Raw genomic sequence first — 12,586 nt, 5'->3', positions numbered from 1 at the left:
ACCGACGACCTTCGGGTTATGAGCCCGACGAGCTACCAGACTGCTCCATCCCGCGTCTGTGTGGCGGCATTCTACAGGCGAACGACGAGGTGTCAACCGCTAATCCCGGAATGGGCCAAATAACTGCGAAATCGCGGCAAACGGTCGCAGGTGATGCGTAAGTTTCGGAAATGTAACGGATTGCCGTTTCGCTAGCGACTGCGCGGCGCGCCAGTTTGCAAAACAGACGCGCACAAAAAAGGCCACTCTTTCGAGTAGCCTTTTCTGATGTTTGGTTGCGGGAGCCGGATTTGAACCGACGACCTTCGGGTTATGAGCCCGACGAGCTACCAGACTGCTCCATCCCGCGTCTGTGTGGCGGCATTCTACAGAGGTTCGCGAGTGTGTCAACCGTCAATCGGGATAAATCTGTTGAGGTTCAAGCGCTTAGCGTCTTTTTGCGACGGTTGGCCGGCGCGCAGGGCAGGTGGCGCAAGGCTTTCAGCTCTATTACCCGCTGATCTGTGATTGAAAAAATAAATTCATCGGAATTCTCCTACGGTCGGAAAAGAACATTGAACCACTGGTGCTATATACAGGTGCCAATGAGATACTGCGGCTCCGGCTTGCCACGTTCCTTTTTCCGACATGACCCAGCGAAAAATCATCCACATCGACTGTGACTGTTTCTACGCCGCCATCGAGATGCGCGATGATCCGCGTCTGGCCGGCAAGCCTTTGGCGGTGGGTGGTTCGGCGGATCGGCGCGGGGTGATTGCCACCTGCAACTATGAAGCGCGCGCCTATGGTGTGCGCTCGGCCATGGCCTCCGGGCATGCATTGAAGCTGTGCCCGGACCTGACCATCGTCAAGCCGCGCATGGAGGCTTATCGCGAAGCGTCGAAGGAGATTCATACGATCTTTGCCGATTACACCGATCTCATCGAGCCGCTTTCGCTGGACGAGGCCTACCTCGATGTGTCGGACAGCGCGCATTTCGGCGGCAGCGCCACGCGCATCGCCCAGGACATTCGCCGCCGGGTCTCCAACCAGTTGCACATCACCGTCTCAGCTGGCGTTGCGCCGAACAAGTTTCTGGCGAAGATCGCCAGCGACTGGAAAAAACCCAACGGTTTGTTCGTGATCACCCCGGATCAGGTCGAGGATTTCGTCAGCAGTCTTCCGGTGAGCAAGCTGCACGGCGTCGGCAAGGTCACCGCCGACAAGCTCGGAAAGCTCGGCATCGTCGACTGCCAGCACCTGCGCGAGTGGGGCAGGCTAGCGCTGGTGCGCGAATTCGGCAGTTTCGGCGAGCGCTTGTGGAATCTGGCCCGTGGAATCGATGATCGTTTGGTGCATAACGACAGCCGGCGGCAGTCGATCAGCGTGGAAAACACCTACGACGTGGATCTGCCGGACTTGCGCAGCTGCCTGGACAAATTGCCCGAGTTGCTCGACACCTTGAAAAACCGCATGGCGCGGATCGACAGCAGTTATCGACCGGGCAAGCCGTTCGTCAAAGTCAAATTCCATGATTTCACCCAGACCACGCTGGAACAGGCCGGGGCAGGGCGGGACCTTGGCAGTTACCAGTTGATGCTGACGCAGGCGTTCAATCGCGGCGGCAAACCGGTGCGGTTGTTAGGGGTGGGGGTGAGGCTGGAGGATTTGCGGGGCGGGTTTGAGCAGATGGAGTTGTTTGAGCGGTAGATTTGCGGCGCCTGGCAGCGCCTCTTCGCGAGCAGGCTCGCTCCCACATTGGATCTGCGTCGTTCACAGATCCGTTGTGGGAGCGAGCCTGCTCCGGGCGGCGTTCCGACGAAGCTTCTAAGCTTTAATTCGGTCCCGGATCTGCAACCAGGCGCCCGGCATCCTTGGCCAGAGACTTGAGAAACTCAGTCTGCAACTCGGGATCATTGCGGGTCAGTTCGATCAGGCTTTGTTCCAGTTCGCTGGCTTCTTCTTCCAGGCCCAGCTCCGACAGGCGTTTGACCCGGTGTACCCACTGGCTCACCTCATCATCTTCCAGGTCGTCATAAATCAGCCCGTGCGCCTCGATCAACTTGCCGCGCAGGTGGCCGCTGAGCATCAGGGTCGAGTCGGTATGCACGTCGTCCTTGGCGTCTTCGACACTGATCTGCAAGCGGCCAACATGGTTGAGGTCATGTTCGGCGAAAGGGCTATCGAGCAGATTCAAGCGCAGCACGCCGTTGCGGTCGGTAGTCATGTCGAAGGTCTGCTTGCCGGCCTTGACCTGCACCGGTCGTTCGCTCCACGGCAGGCTCGAATACTCCGTGCGCTTGTCGCGCTGGACTTCGTCGATGCCCGCGAGGTTCTGCTGCGCGCGACCGTTGGACTGCACGTTCATGAACGGGTTGAGCCCGGCGAAACCGTAGCTCAGCCAATCCTTGGTGACGCTGTCCGGCAGGTTACCGAGAGCGAACACGTTGACCACGTTCGCACCGACACCACCGACCACGGCCACCGCGCCCAGCGGAATCTCGTAGACTTCGCGCCAGGGTTGGTAAGGCGTGTAGCGGTCGTAACGACGGGTGACCTCGAACTCGGTGACTTCGAAAGTCTTCTGCTCGTTGATCTTCACGCGTCGCTGCGGCAGCTCGAGCACCTTGGGCTCGCCGACATCGATCTGCAGGCTGTGATCGAGCAGTTTTCGCTCGACCCGCTCTTCGTGCTCGCTGCGTTGCGACATGTGATTGGCGCAGCCGCTGACCAGCAGGGCGCCGCACAGGGCGGCGCCACCGAGGCCTAAGGTGTTTCGCTTGAACATGACGTCTCTATCTGGTTTCAGCGGCGGATACGGGCCTGAAGGAAGGACACAACATCGGCCACCGGCAGTGCTTGCGCCTCTGCTTCGGAACGACTCTTGTATTCCAGGTTGCCTTCGGCGAGGCCGCGGTCGCTGACCACGATCCGGTGTGGAATGCCGATCAGCTCCATGTCCGCAAACTTGATGCCCGGGCTGGTTTTCTTGTCGCGATCGTCCAGCAGCACTTCGAAGCCGGCCGCCGTCAGTTCGGCATAGAGCTTGTCAGTGGCTTCGCGCACCTGCTCGGTTTCATAGCGCAGCGGTACCAGCGCGATCTGGAATGGCGCCAGGGTGTCGCTCCAGATAATGCCGTTGGCGTCGTTGTTCTGCTCGATGGCAGCAGCCACCACGCGGGAAACGCCAATGCCGTAGCAGCCCATTTCCAGGGTCACTGGCTTGCCGTTTTCGCCCAGCACTTCGCACTTCATCGCCTTGCTGTACTTGTTGCCCAGCTGGAAGATGTGGCCGACTTCGATGCCGCGCTTGATTTCCAGCGTGCCTTTGCCGTCCGGGCTTGGGTCGCCGGCGACGACGTTGCGCAGGTCGGCAACGGTCGGAACCGGCAGATCACGCTCCCAGTTCACGCCGAAGTAGTGCTTGTCGTCGATGTTCGCGCCAATACCGAAGTCGCTCATCATCGCGACCGAGCGGTCGATGATGATCGGCAGTGGCAGGTTCAGCGGGCCGAGCGAACCAGCGCCGGCGCCGATCGCGTCACGCAGTTCGGCATCGGAGGCCATCACCAGCGGGCTGGCCACGCCAGGCTGGTTGGCAGCCTTGATTTCGTTCAGTTCGTGGTCGCCACGAATCACCAGCGCGATCAGCTTGCCTTCTTCTTCGGCGTGGACGATCAGGGTCTTGATGGTCTTTTCAATCGGCAGATTGAATTTTTCCACCAGCGCCGCGATGGTCTTGGTGTCAGGCGTATCGACCAAGCGCAGTTCTTCGGTTGGCGCAGGGCGCGAGGTTTCCCGAGGCACCGCTTCGGCTTTTTCGATGTTCGCCGCGTAGTCGGAACCGTTGCTGAAGACGATATCGTCTTCGCCGGACTCGGCCAGCACGTGGAATTCGTGGGAGCCGGCGCCGCCGATCGAGCCGTTGTCGGCTTCTACCGGACGGAATTTCAGACCCAGACGCGTGAAGATGTTGCAGTAGGCTTCATGCATGCGGTCATAAGTGATCTGCAGCGACGCCTGATCAGCGTGGAAGGAGTAGGCGTCCTTCATGATGAATTCGCGGCCGCGCATCAAACCGAAGCGTGGGCGGATTTCATCGCGGAATTTGGTCTGGATCTGGTACAGGTTGATTGGCAGCTGTTTGTAGCTGCTCAACTCGTTGCGCATCAGATCGGTGATCACTTCTTCGTGGGTCGGGCCCGCGCAGAAATCACGACCGTGGCGGTCTTTGATGCGCAGCAGCTCAGGGCCGTATTCTTCCCAGCGCCCCGATTCCTGCCACAGCTCGGCCGGTTGGGTGCTCGGCATCAACACTTCTAGAGAACCGGCAGCGTTCATTTCTTCGCGAACGATGGCTTCGACCTTGCGCATGACTCGCAGGCCCATCGGCAGCCAGGTGTACAGGCCCGAGGCAAGCTTGCGGATCATGCCGGCGCGCAGCATCAGCTGGTGGCTGATCACGACCGCGTCGGAAGGCGTTTCTTTCTGTGTGGCGAGCAAAAATTGACTGGTGCGCATGGTTGGCCGTTGTCGGTTGCTATGACTGGAAATGACGGAGCAGTGTACCGGCGAGTTTTGCTGACGTACAGAAGTGTGGCCGGCGGAAGGCGCCAGCGGCGGGATTCCTCCCGCCATTGGCGAAGCGTCCTACGATTCCTCGGTGACGGGCGTCGGTGCAGGCTCGGGCGTCGGTGTTTGTCCTTCGCGGCGGCGCTCCTGGAACCAGTGCAGCGCGATCAGTAGCAGCGTCGGTACGCCGAGCAGGGCGGTAATGAGGAAGAAGCTGTGATAACCGAACTTCTCGACCAGCACGCCGGAATAGCCGCCCATCAGGCGCGGCAGCAGCAACATGATCGAGCTGAGCAGGGCGTACTGCGTTGCGGAAAACTTCAGGTTGGTCAGGCTCGACAGGTAGGCAACGAACGCCGATGTCGCCAGGCCCGAGCTGAAGTTGTCGAGGGAAATGGTCACCACCAGCATCTGCAGGTTCGGGCCCATGTCCGCGAGCATGACGAACAGCAGGTTGGTCGCTGCCGAAGACACACCGCCGATAAACAGGATCGGCAGAATGCCGAAACGCACGATCAACAGGCCACCCATGCCGGCACCGACGAGGGTCATGATCAGACCGAAGATCTTGCTGACACTGGCGATCTGATCCTTGGTGAAGCCCTGGTCAATGTAGAACACGTTGGCCATGACGCCCATTACCGTGTCGGACATTCGGTAAGTGGCGATCAGGCCCAGCAGCAGCAGCGCCTGCCAGCGATAACGCAGGATGAAGTCATTGATCGGCGTCAGTACCGGCGCCAGTCCGCGCCGGCCCATGGCCGACAGACACATCCCCGTCAGCAACGTATAGAGGATGGCACGCAGGAAGGCGCGGTCTTCGAGCAGCAAATCGAGTGGGCTCATGTCGCCGAACAGCACGCCGGCGAAATCGGTGTTGTATAGCTGGGTGAACATCGCCGGTACGGAAACCAGCAGCACGATCAGCACGAACACCGACATCAATTGATGCATGAACGTATAGCGCCCGGCCTGCAACTGCGTGCGCAGCGGCACCGGTGGTTCGCGCATGAACAGCGTAGTCAGCAGTGCGGGCACCATCAATGCGCCAAACAGTACATAGGTGCCGGTCCACGCCGCGTGCTTATAGTTGAAGCCGGTTGAGCCGAAACCTTCGGCGAAGAACAGCGCGCCGGCGGTGGCGAGCAGGGCAGCAACACGATAACCGGACATGTAGCTGGCGGCGAGGGCGGCCTGGCGGCTGTCATCGGCGATTTCCAGGCGATAGGCGTCGACCGCGATATCCTGCGTGGCCGAGGCGAAGGCGACGACGACGGCAATGGCGATCAGCCAGGACAAATGTTTTTGCGGATCACAGAAGCCCATGCCGATCAGCCCGAGAATCACCAGTGCCTGGGAGAGCACCAGCCAGGAACGGCGGCGGCCGAGCTTGCCCAGCAAGGGCAGGCGCCATTGGTCAAGCAGGGGCGACCAGACCCATTTGAACGCATACGCCAGGCCGATCAGGCTGGCATAGCCAATGGTTTCACGGGCCACGCCTGCTTCACGCAGCCATACGGAGAGCGTCGAGAACACCAGCATGTACGGCAGGCCGGCGGCAAAACCGAGCAACAACAGCACGAGCGTCGAAGGACTGGCATAGGCGGCGAGCGCGGCGCGCCAGGTTTTACGGGGCATGGGCTGAAGTCTGCCTCAAAATTGCGAAAACAAAGCGCGCACTCTAACCGCTGTGCTCTACCGGACGCCAGCCATGGCGCCGAATATCCACACGATTGTTCTGGACGGTGATGCCTTCCATACGCAATCGCGCACGTTGTTCATCACCGGAGGGGCTGCCGACCGGCAGACTGATGCGCCCGCCGGCGCCGAGTACGCGGTGCCAGGGCAGCCTGGTGTCGCCAGGCAACTGGCTCAAAGTCCGCCCGACCCAGCGCGCGGCGCGGCCCAGCCCGGCAAGTTCGGCCAACTGGCCATAACTGACGACTTTGCCTTCAGGCACTTGCGCGAGCGTCGAGTAGAGTGCCGTGCGTCGGATTTGCGCATCATTTTCGACGCTGTCGAGCGGGTCTTTCACGTACGCGGCTCCTGAGCATTGGCGTGATGATGGCGACAAGGGTAATCGCTCGTGGCGCAATTGAGAAATGAACTCAATTGAAATAGTCCGGTCAGTCCTTGTCATGGGCAAAATCCTACGAATAATGCCGACCCTTTTCGCCAACTCCGAGCCCCCGATCTGCTTATGTTCCCCAGAACCCTGTTGTGCCTTGCTGTTTTCAGCGCGTCCACGCCCCTGCTTGCCGACACCGTCTGGTTGAAAAACGGCGACAAGCTGAGTGGCACTATCACGGTATTCGACGGCGGCAAGCTGTTGATCCAGACCAAATACGCCGGCGCAGTGGCGATTGACTGGAAAGAGGTCAAGACCCTCGACAGCGATCAGCATCTGCTGGTGAAGCAGGACGCCTATGCCGGCGAAGTGTCGAAGTCGCTGACGGCGGCCGACGATGGCAAGGTCACCCTGGCCAACGGCGAGGCGCCGAAGACGGTCGAGCTGGCGAGCATTCAGCAGATCCTCAAACCCAAGCCGATCGTCACTGACCTGGTATGGAAGGGCAACGTCGATCTGGCGCTGGACTATCAGCGCGCCGAAAAGGACACCGACGATTACGACGTTGCCTTCAAGACTTCGGCTCGCCATGGCCGCTGGCGGCATACCGGCGAGGGCGAGTACAACCGCGAAGTCCAGGATGCGGAAACCACCACCAACAACTGGCGCGCCGAATACTCCCTCGACCGCTTCCTCACCGATCAGTGGTTCTGGCAGGGACGCATCAACTACAAGCGTGATCACATCGAAGAGCTGGCGCGTCAGCGCGTGGTCGGTACCGGTCCCGGCTACCAGTTCTGGGACGACGAACTCGGCGCGTTCTCGCTGGGCTCGTTGCTTAACCGAACCGATTACGAGTATCGCGATGGCAGCAAGGACAACTTCTACTCCGTCGCGATGAAGTGGGACTACAACCGCTACCTGATCGGCAAGAAGGTCGAGTTCTTCACCAATGGCGAAGTCGGCAAGCCGCTGTCGGGTGTTGCCGATTACGCACTGGATGCCGAGCTGGGCCTGCGCTACAAGGTCACCGACTGGGCTTCGCTCAACCTCAAGGCCGAGCGCGACATCATCAGTGGCACCAACGATGCGGATCTGAACAAGACCCGATATACCGCAGGGTTTGGTGTGGCTTGGTAAAAACACAAACGAAAAATCGCAGCCTTTCGGGCTGCGATTTTTTTTGCCTGAACAAAACAGGCGCCCACAAAAAAGCCCCGCTTTTAAGGGCGGGGCTCTTTTCTAAAGAAGCTGCAAGTTAGATAACTTGTACTTCTTCAGCTTGCATGCCTTTCTGACCGCGGGTAGCGATGAAAGAAACCTGTTGGCCTTCTTTCAGGCTTTTGAAGCCGTCGGATTGGATAGCTTTGAAGTGAACGAACAGGTCGTCACCGGATTGTGGAGTGATGAAGCCGAAGCCTTTTTCATCGTTGAACCACTTAACGGTACCGGTTTGGCGATTAGACATGGTGTAACTCCTTGAACAAAGATAACTGCGACTCAGGAAGAACCCTGGCCGAGACTGAGTGCAAAGAGCAGGAAAAATTCTTGTAGATGGTTGGATCGAAATTCAACATATCGTGTAGAGATTCTCAGTGACACAAGCAACACAGTGACGCCACCTTAACCCTTTTTCCGGAACGTGCCAATGTTTCTTGCAAAGGATTCTGTGTTTTAGGGATCGGCGGTGCGACGGTTCGTCGCCACAGCGCGTAAATACGGGGTGTTCGCCGAGAATTGCGTTGCGCACTTTGATCGCGGCGACGCGCCCGGTAAGATGCCGGACAGAATTTTTCCACCTCGCTATTCAGGACAAACCCGCCATGAGCATCAAATCGGACAAGTGGATTCGCCGCATGGCGCAGGAACACGGCATGATCGAACCGTTCGTCGAGCGCCAGATGCGCGGCAGCGACGACAGCCGGGTGATTTCCTACGGCGTGTCGAGCTACGGCTACGACGTGCGTTGCACCAACCACTTCAAGGTGTTCACCAACATCAACTCGGCCATTGTCGACCCGAAGAACTTCGACGCCGGCAGCTTCGTCGACATCCACAGCGACGTCTGCATCATTCCGCCGAACTCCTTCGCCCTGGCCAGCACCGTCGAGTACTTCCGCATTCCGCGCAACGTGCTGACCATCTGCCTGGGTAAAAGCACCTACGCGCGCTGCGGCATCATCGTCAACGTCACTCCGCTCGAGCCTGAGTGGGAAGGTCATGTGACGCTGGAGTTCTCGAACACCACCAATCTGCCGGCGAAAATCTACGCCAACGAAGGCGTGGCGCAGATGCTCTTCCTCGAATCCGATGAAGAATGTGAAGTTTCCTACAAGGATCGTGGCGGCAAATATCAGGGCCAGCGTGGCGTAACCTTGCCGCGTACCTGATCGACCATCCGACGGATGTCGGGAATTCTTTGGCGGGCAGACACTCTATGGGGTGTACTGCCCGTTTTTGTTACACACAAATTCGGGCCTTCACTGAGGAGTGCCCTATGAAGATCGACCCGCGAATCAGCGCTGAACTGGCAAGGCTTGAGCCCAATCAGATAGGCGTTCTGGCCTGGTCGTTACTGGCGAATCCGTCTTTGAGCCTGTCCGGCGGCGTACCCGGCCAGCCCGATCCCGATACTCCCAACGAACAACCGACCGAACCAGGCGAACCGACGCTGCCGGACGAGCCGCCTCCGGCGCCTGTTGCCTGATCCACTGTCATGAATATGGCCCGTCAGTCTGATCGATTTGCGATCTAGCTGACGGGCCATATTTCGTTGTCGCCGATCACGAAGACCTTGCAACTGTCGTCGCGCTCGACCTGATAGCCGCCAGTAAACGCACCGAATGCTGGCATCAGGCTGATGCGCTCACCGAGTCTGAAACAAGCCAGGCGCAGACTCTGCCGACCTTTGCCATGCAGCCGATAGACCGGGTGCACATGGCCGGCGATCACGTGCCGTTCCGGATGCGCATCGGGCTCATGCTGCAAGGCAAACGGCCCGAGTAACAGCGGCTCTGGCACTACGCGGATATTCAGCGAGGCCGGCGGGTCGCCCGCGCGTTTGTCGTGGTTGCCGCGAATCAGCGTCATCGGCAGGTCAGCGTGGCGCGCTCGCCACTCTGCCAGCGCATTCAATGTGGTCGGGACATGTGAGCCAGGCCCATGCAAGAAATCACCGAGAAAAATCAACTGGCGACACGGCAGCCGTGCCAGCAACGCGTCGATTACCTCGATGTTGCTCGCCGTCGTGCCATGCGGCACCGGCTGGCCGAGGCTGCGATAGGCCGCTGCTTTACCGAAATGCACATCGGCGATCAGCAATGCTTCCTGCGCTGGCCAGTACAGGGCTTTCTCCGGCAGCAGCCACAACTCCTCACCGGCCAAACGCACCGGGTAGGCACTCACGACGATTTTCCGTTATCAGCGGTTTTTTCCAGGTCACCGACCATTCTTCTGATCCTGTCAGCCAGCTTTTCCGAACTCATGCTCTCGCGCATCCGCTCCACCAGCAGCGGAAAACCCAGTGGTGTAGGACGTTTAACCTGATGCACGTCCAGTTTCATCTGATTGATGCGCTCCAGTGTCTGTTCCAGACGACGAATATCCAGTTCCTCGCGTAGGACTTCTTCCCCGGCCTGGGCCAGCAGCAGGTTGTCGGCGTCATATTGTTTGAACACCTGGAAAAACAAGCCACTCGACGCCTGCACCTGGCGGGTACTCTTTGGTGCGCCCGGATACCCGGCGAACACCAGCCCGGCGATCCGCGCGATTTCGCGGAAGCGGCGCAACGCCAGCTCACCGGCATTGAGGCTGGCCAGCACATCCAGCAACAAGTCATCGGCGTTGAACAGGTGAGCGTCGAGATGCGCGGCCCAATCCACCGGCGTGGCGCTGAGCAGTTCCAGGCCGTAATCATTCACGGCAATCGAGAAGGTCACCGGTTGCCGCTGACTGACGCGCCACGCCAGCAGGCTCGCCAGTCCCAGATGCACTTGGCGCCCGGCGAACGGATAGAGGAAAAGATGCCAGCCTTCGCGGGATTTCAGTACCTCGGCCAGCAGATTTTCCGTGGTGGGCAAGCCGGACCAGCGTATCTGCGTCTCCAGCAGCGGCCGCAGCGCGTGCATTTCCGGGCCGTTGAACTGACCTTGAGCAGCGGCGCTGAAGCGCGTCACCACTGCTTCGGCCAGTTCGTTGGATAACGGCATGCGTCCGCCATTCCAGCGCGGCACGGCGGCTTTTTTTGCGGTGCTGCGTTTGACGTAGGCGGTCATGTTTTCCACCCGCACCAGTTCCAGCAGGCGCCCGGCGAAGAGGAAACCATCGCCGGGTTTCAGTCGCGCGATAAAGCCTTCCTCGACGCTGCCCAGTTGTTTGCCACCGCCGCCCTTGCTCCAGAATTTCAGGTTGATACTCGCGTCGCTGACGATGGTGCCGATGCTCATACGATGGCGCCGCGCCAGACGCGCATCCGGCACGCGCCAGACGCCGTGTTCGTCCGGCTCGACCCGGCGGTAATCCGGATACGCTGTAAGAGACATCCCGCCATGGCGTACGAACGCCAGCGCCCAGGCCCAGTCTGCCGCTGTCAGGTCACGATAAGCCCAGGCACCACGGACTTCTTCGTACAAGTCTTCAGGAATAAAGCCACCGCCAAGGGCCATACTGACCAAATGCTGGACCAGCACATCCAGCGGCTTGTGCGGTGACAGACGCGGCTCTATGCGCCGCTGTTCGACGGCATCGCGTGCGGCAACCGCTTCGATCAGCTCCAGGCTGTGGGTCGGCACCAGCGTCACCCGCGAGGTGCGCCCCGGTGCGTGACCGGAACGGCCGGCACGTTGCATCAACCGCGCAACGCCTTTGGCCGAGCCGATCTGCAATACACGCTCGACCGGGAGGAAATCCACACCCAAGTCCAGGCTTGAGGTACACACCACCGCTTTCAATTGGCCATTCTTCAACGCCTGCTCGACCCAGTCGCGGGTATCGCGTGACAGTGAGCTGTGATGCAGCGCGATCAACCCGGCCCAGTCCGGCCGCGCTTCCAGCAGCGCCTGATACCAGATCTCCGATTGCGCGCGGGTGTTGGTGAACACCAGGCTGCTGGCGCAGGCGTCGAGCTCGGCCACCACTTGCGGCAGCATCTTCAGACCGATGTGGCCGGCCCAGGGAAAACGCTCGATGGCCGGTGGCAGCAGGGTGTCGACTTGCAGGGTTTTTTCGCTTTTGCCCTGAACACTGACGCCGCCCTGTGGGATCAGCACTTGCTCGGCGTGGGATTGATTACCGAGGGTGGCGGACACGCCCCAAACGATCAGTTCCGGCTGCCAATGCCGCAGGCGAGCGAGGGCCAGTTGCAGTTGCACGCCGCGTTTGTTGCCGAGCAACTCGTGCCATTCATCCACGACGATCATGCGCAGGGTCGACAACGCGGTGCGCGCATCGGCGCGGGCGAGCAACAGAGTCAGGCTTTCCGGTGTGGTGATCAGCGTGGTCGGCAGACGTCGGCCCTGGCGGGCGCGTTCGCTGCTGCTGGTATCGCCGGTGCGCAGGCCGATGGACCACGGAATCTGTAAATCATCCACCGGGCTTTGCAGCGCGCGGGCGGTATCGGCGGCGAGGGCGCGCATGGGCGTGATCCACAGCACTGTCAACGGCTCGGCCGGCGGTTTGCGTTTGCGCGGTGTAGCCACGGGCGGTTGCAGGCGGGCGAAGCGGTTGAGCGCAGCAAACCACACCGCATAGGTTTTACCGGCGCCGGTGCTGGCGTGGAGCAACCCGGATTCGCCGTTTTTCACCGCCGCCCACACCTGTTTCTGAAAGGCGAACGGCTTCCAGTCGCGGGCGCTGAACCAGGTTTTTGCAAAGTCGCGGGATTTCGCCATGCCGGCTGCGTGCGCTCTGGAGGTGTTGTTTCAGAGACAGCGAAGCGGGGGGACAAGTTTAACTTTGTCGGTCGGTGGA

The 12,586-nt window shown here is 60.1% G+C and carries 11 protein-coding genes and 2 tRNA genes (1 of these 13 running past the window's edge); 4 read left to right on the top strand and 9 right to left on the bottom strand.

Annotated features, from left to right (window positions below; all coding sequences use genetic code 11):
• Together AC0IXA_RS08565 and AC0IXA_RS08560 are read right to left on the bottom strand one after the other, a co-directional pair.
• Window positions 1–55: transfer RNA gene (locus tag AC0IXA_RS08565), tRNA-Met, on the bottom strand; it reaches 122 nt to the left of the window's first position.
• Window positions 56–272: 217 nt separating this feature from the next.
• Window positions 273–349: transfer RNA gene (locus tag AC0IXA_RS08560), tRNA-Met, on the bottom strand.
• Window positions 350–627: 278 nt separating this feature from the next.
• Between AC0IXA_RS08560 and dinB the strand changes: the two genes are divergently transcribed.
• Window positions 628–1,689, top strand: a complete 1,062-nt coding sequence (gene dinB, locus AC0IXA_RS08555; protein ID WP_471812605.1) for a DNA polymerase IV — start codon at window positions 628–630, stop codon at window positions 1,687–1,689.
• Between the two features lie 124 nt (window positions 1,690–1,813).
• On the opposite strand, the gene AC0IXA_RS08550 is transcribed toward dinB, so the two are convergent.
• The 4 genes from AC0IXA_RS08550 to AC0IXA_RS08535 form a co-directional block, all read right to left on the bottom strand.
• Window positions 1,814–2,767: a hypothetical protein gene (locus tag AC0IXA_RS08550; protein ID WP_073475925.1), complete on the bottom strand. Its 954-nt coding sequence runs from the start codon at window positions 2,765–2,767 to the stop codon at window positions 1,814–1,816.
• Between the two features lie 17 nt (window positions 2,768–2,784).
• The gene (locus AC0IXA_RS08545; RefSeq protein ID WP_024011894.1) at window positions 2,785–4,500 is read right to left on the bottom strand and encodes a proline--tRNA ligase; all 1,716 of its coding nucleotides are present in this window, start codon (window positions 4,498–4,500) and stop codon (window positions 2,785–2,787) included.
• Between the two features lie 129 nt (window positions 4,501–4,629).
• Complete coding sequence (locus AC0IXA_RS08540) at window positions 4,630–6,189, bottom strand: AmpG family muropeptide MFS transporter (protein ID WP_041478070.1); 1,560 nt, start codon at window positions 6,187–6,189, stop codon at window positions 4,630–4,632.
• Window positions 6,190–6,232: 43 nt separating this feature from the next.
• Entirely contained in the window at window positions 6,233–6,586 is a 354-nt protein-coding gene (locus AC0IXA_RS08535; protein WP_071174585.1) for an MGMT family protein, read from the bottom strand.
• 165 nt (window positions 6,587–6,751) lie between these two features.
• Between AC0IXA_RS08535 and AC0IXA_RS08530 the strand changes: the two genes are divergently transcribed.
• Window positions 6,752–7,759 carry a DUF481 domain-containing protein gene (locus AC0IXA_RS08530; protein WP_024011896.1) on the top strand — a complete coding sequence of 336 codons (1,008 nt, stop codon included), beginning with the start codon at window positions 6,752–6,754 and terminating at the stop codon, window positions 7,757–7,759.
• Window positions 7,760–7,877: 118 nt separating this feature from the next.
• Here the strand turns inward: AC0IXA_RS08530 and AC0IXA_RS08525 are convergent, their stop codons facing one another.
• Window positions 7,878–8,087, bottom strand: coding sequence for a cold-shock protein (locus tag AC0IXA_RS08525; RefSeq protein ID WP_002554837.1), 210 nt, complete (start codon window positions 8,085–8,087; stop codon window positions 7,878–7,880).
• A gap of 355 nt (window positions 8,088–8,442) precedes the next feature.
• Here AC0IXA_RS08525 and dcd point away from each other — a divergent pair, with 355 nt between their 5' ends.
• Together dcd and AC0IXA_RS08515 are read left to right on the top strand one after the other, a co-directional pair.
• Window positions 8,443–9,009, top strand: coding sequence for a dCTP deaminase (gene dcd / locus AC0IXA_RS08520; protein WP_007940589.1), 567 nt, complete (start codon window positions 8,443–8,445; stop codon window positions 9,007–9,009).
• 107 nt (window positions 9,010–9,116) lie between these two features.
• Window positions 9,117–9,326 (top strand): hypothetical protein, encoded by a 210-nt coding sequence (locus tag AC0IXA_RS08515; protein ID WP_016771389.1) that lies wholly within the window; start codon window positions 9,117–9,119, stop codon window positions 9,324–9,326.
• Between the two features lie 44 nt (window positions 9,327–9,370).
• Here AC0IXA_RS08515 and pdeM read toward each other — a convergent pair whose 3' ends face one another.
• Complete coding sequence (pdeM, locus tag AC0IXA_RS08510) at window positions 9,371–10,024, bottom strand: ligase-associated DNA damage response endonuclease PdeM (RefSeq protein ID WP_435896497.1); 654 nt, start codon at window positions 10,022–10,024, stop codon at window positions 9,371–9,373.
• Window positions 10,021–12,507, bottom strand: a complete 2,487-nt coding sequence (locus AC0IXA_RS08505; RefSeq protein ID WP_471812596.1) for a ligase-associated DNA damage response DEXH box helicase — start codon at window positions 12,505–12,507, stop codon at window positions 10,021–10,023. The genes pdeM and AC0IXA_RS08505 overlap by 4 nt, the downstream gene beginning before the upstream one ends.
• Window positions 12,508–12,586: the final 79 nt, after the last annotated feature.

It is taken from the genome of Pseudomonas sp. AC083, from assembly GCF_979253165.1.
Note: the sequence above shows the minus strand (reverse complement) of the source record. Positions and strands in the feature narration are given on the sequence as shown.

What these genes read in the sequence shown, in the direction of transcription:
- AC0IXA_RS08525 (WP_002554837.1), bottom strand. Translation starts at nt 8,087, where the DNA reads ATGTCTAATCGCCAAACCGGTACCGTTAAGTGGTTCAACGATGAAAAA.
- AC0IXA_RS08545 (WP_024011894.1), bottom strand. Translation starts at nt 4,500, where the DNA reads ATGCGCACCAGTCAATTTTTGCTCGCCACACAGAAAGAAACGCCTTCC.
- AC0IXA_RS08530 (WP_024011896.1), top strand. Translation starts at nt 6,752, where the DNA reads ATGTTCCCCAGAACCCTGTTGTGCCTTGCTGTTTTCAGCGCGTCCACG.
- AC0IXA_RS08515 (WP_016771389.1), top strand. Translation starts at nt 9,117, where the DNA reads ATGAAGATCGACCCGCGAATCAGCGCTGAACTGGCAAGGCTTGAGCCC.
- dcd (WP_007940589.1), top strand. Translation starts at nt 8,443, where the DNA reads ATGAGCATCAAATCGGACAAGTGGATTCGCCGCATGGCGCAGGAACAC.
- dinB (WP_471812605.1), top strand. Translation starts at nt 628, where the DNA reads ATGACCCAGCGAAAAATCATCCACATCGACTGTGACTGTTTCTACGCC.
- AC0IXA_RS08505 (WP_471812596.1), bottom strand. Translation starts at nt 12,507, where the DNA reads ATGGCGAAATCCCGCGACTTTGCAAAAACCTGGTTCAGCGCCCGCGAC.
- AC0IXA_RS08540 (WP_041478070.1), bottom strand. Translation starts at nt 6,189, where the DNA reads ATGCCCCGTAAAACCTGGCGCGCCGCGCTCGCCGCCTATGCCAGTCCT.
- AC0IXA_RS08550 (WP_073475925.1), bottom strand. Translation starts at nt 2,767, where the DNA reads ATGTTCAAGCGAAACACCTTAGGCCTCGGTGGCGCCGCCCTGTGCGGC.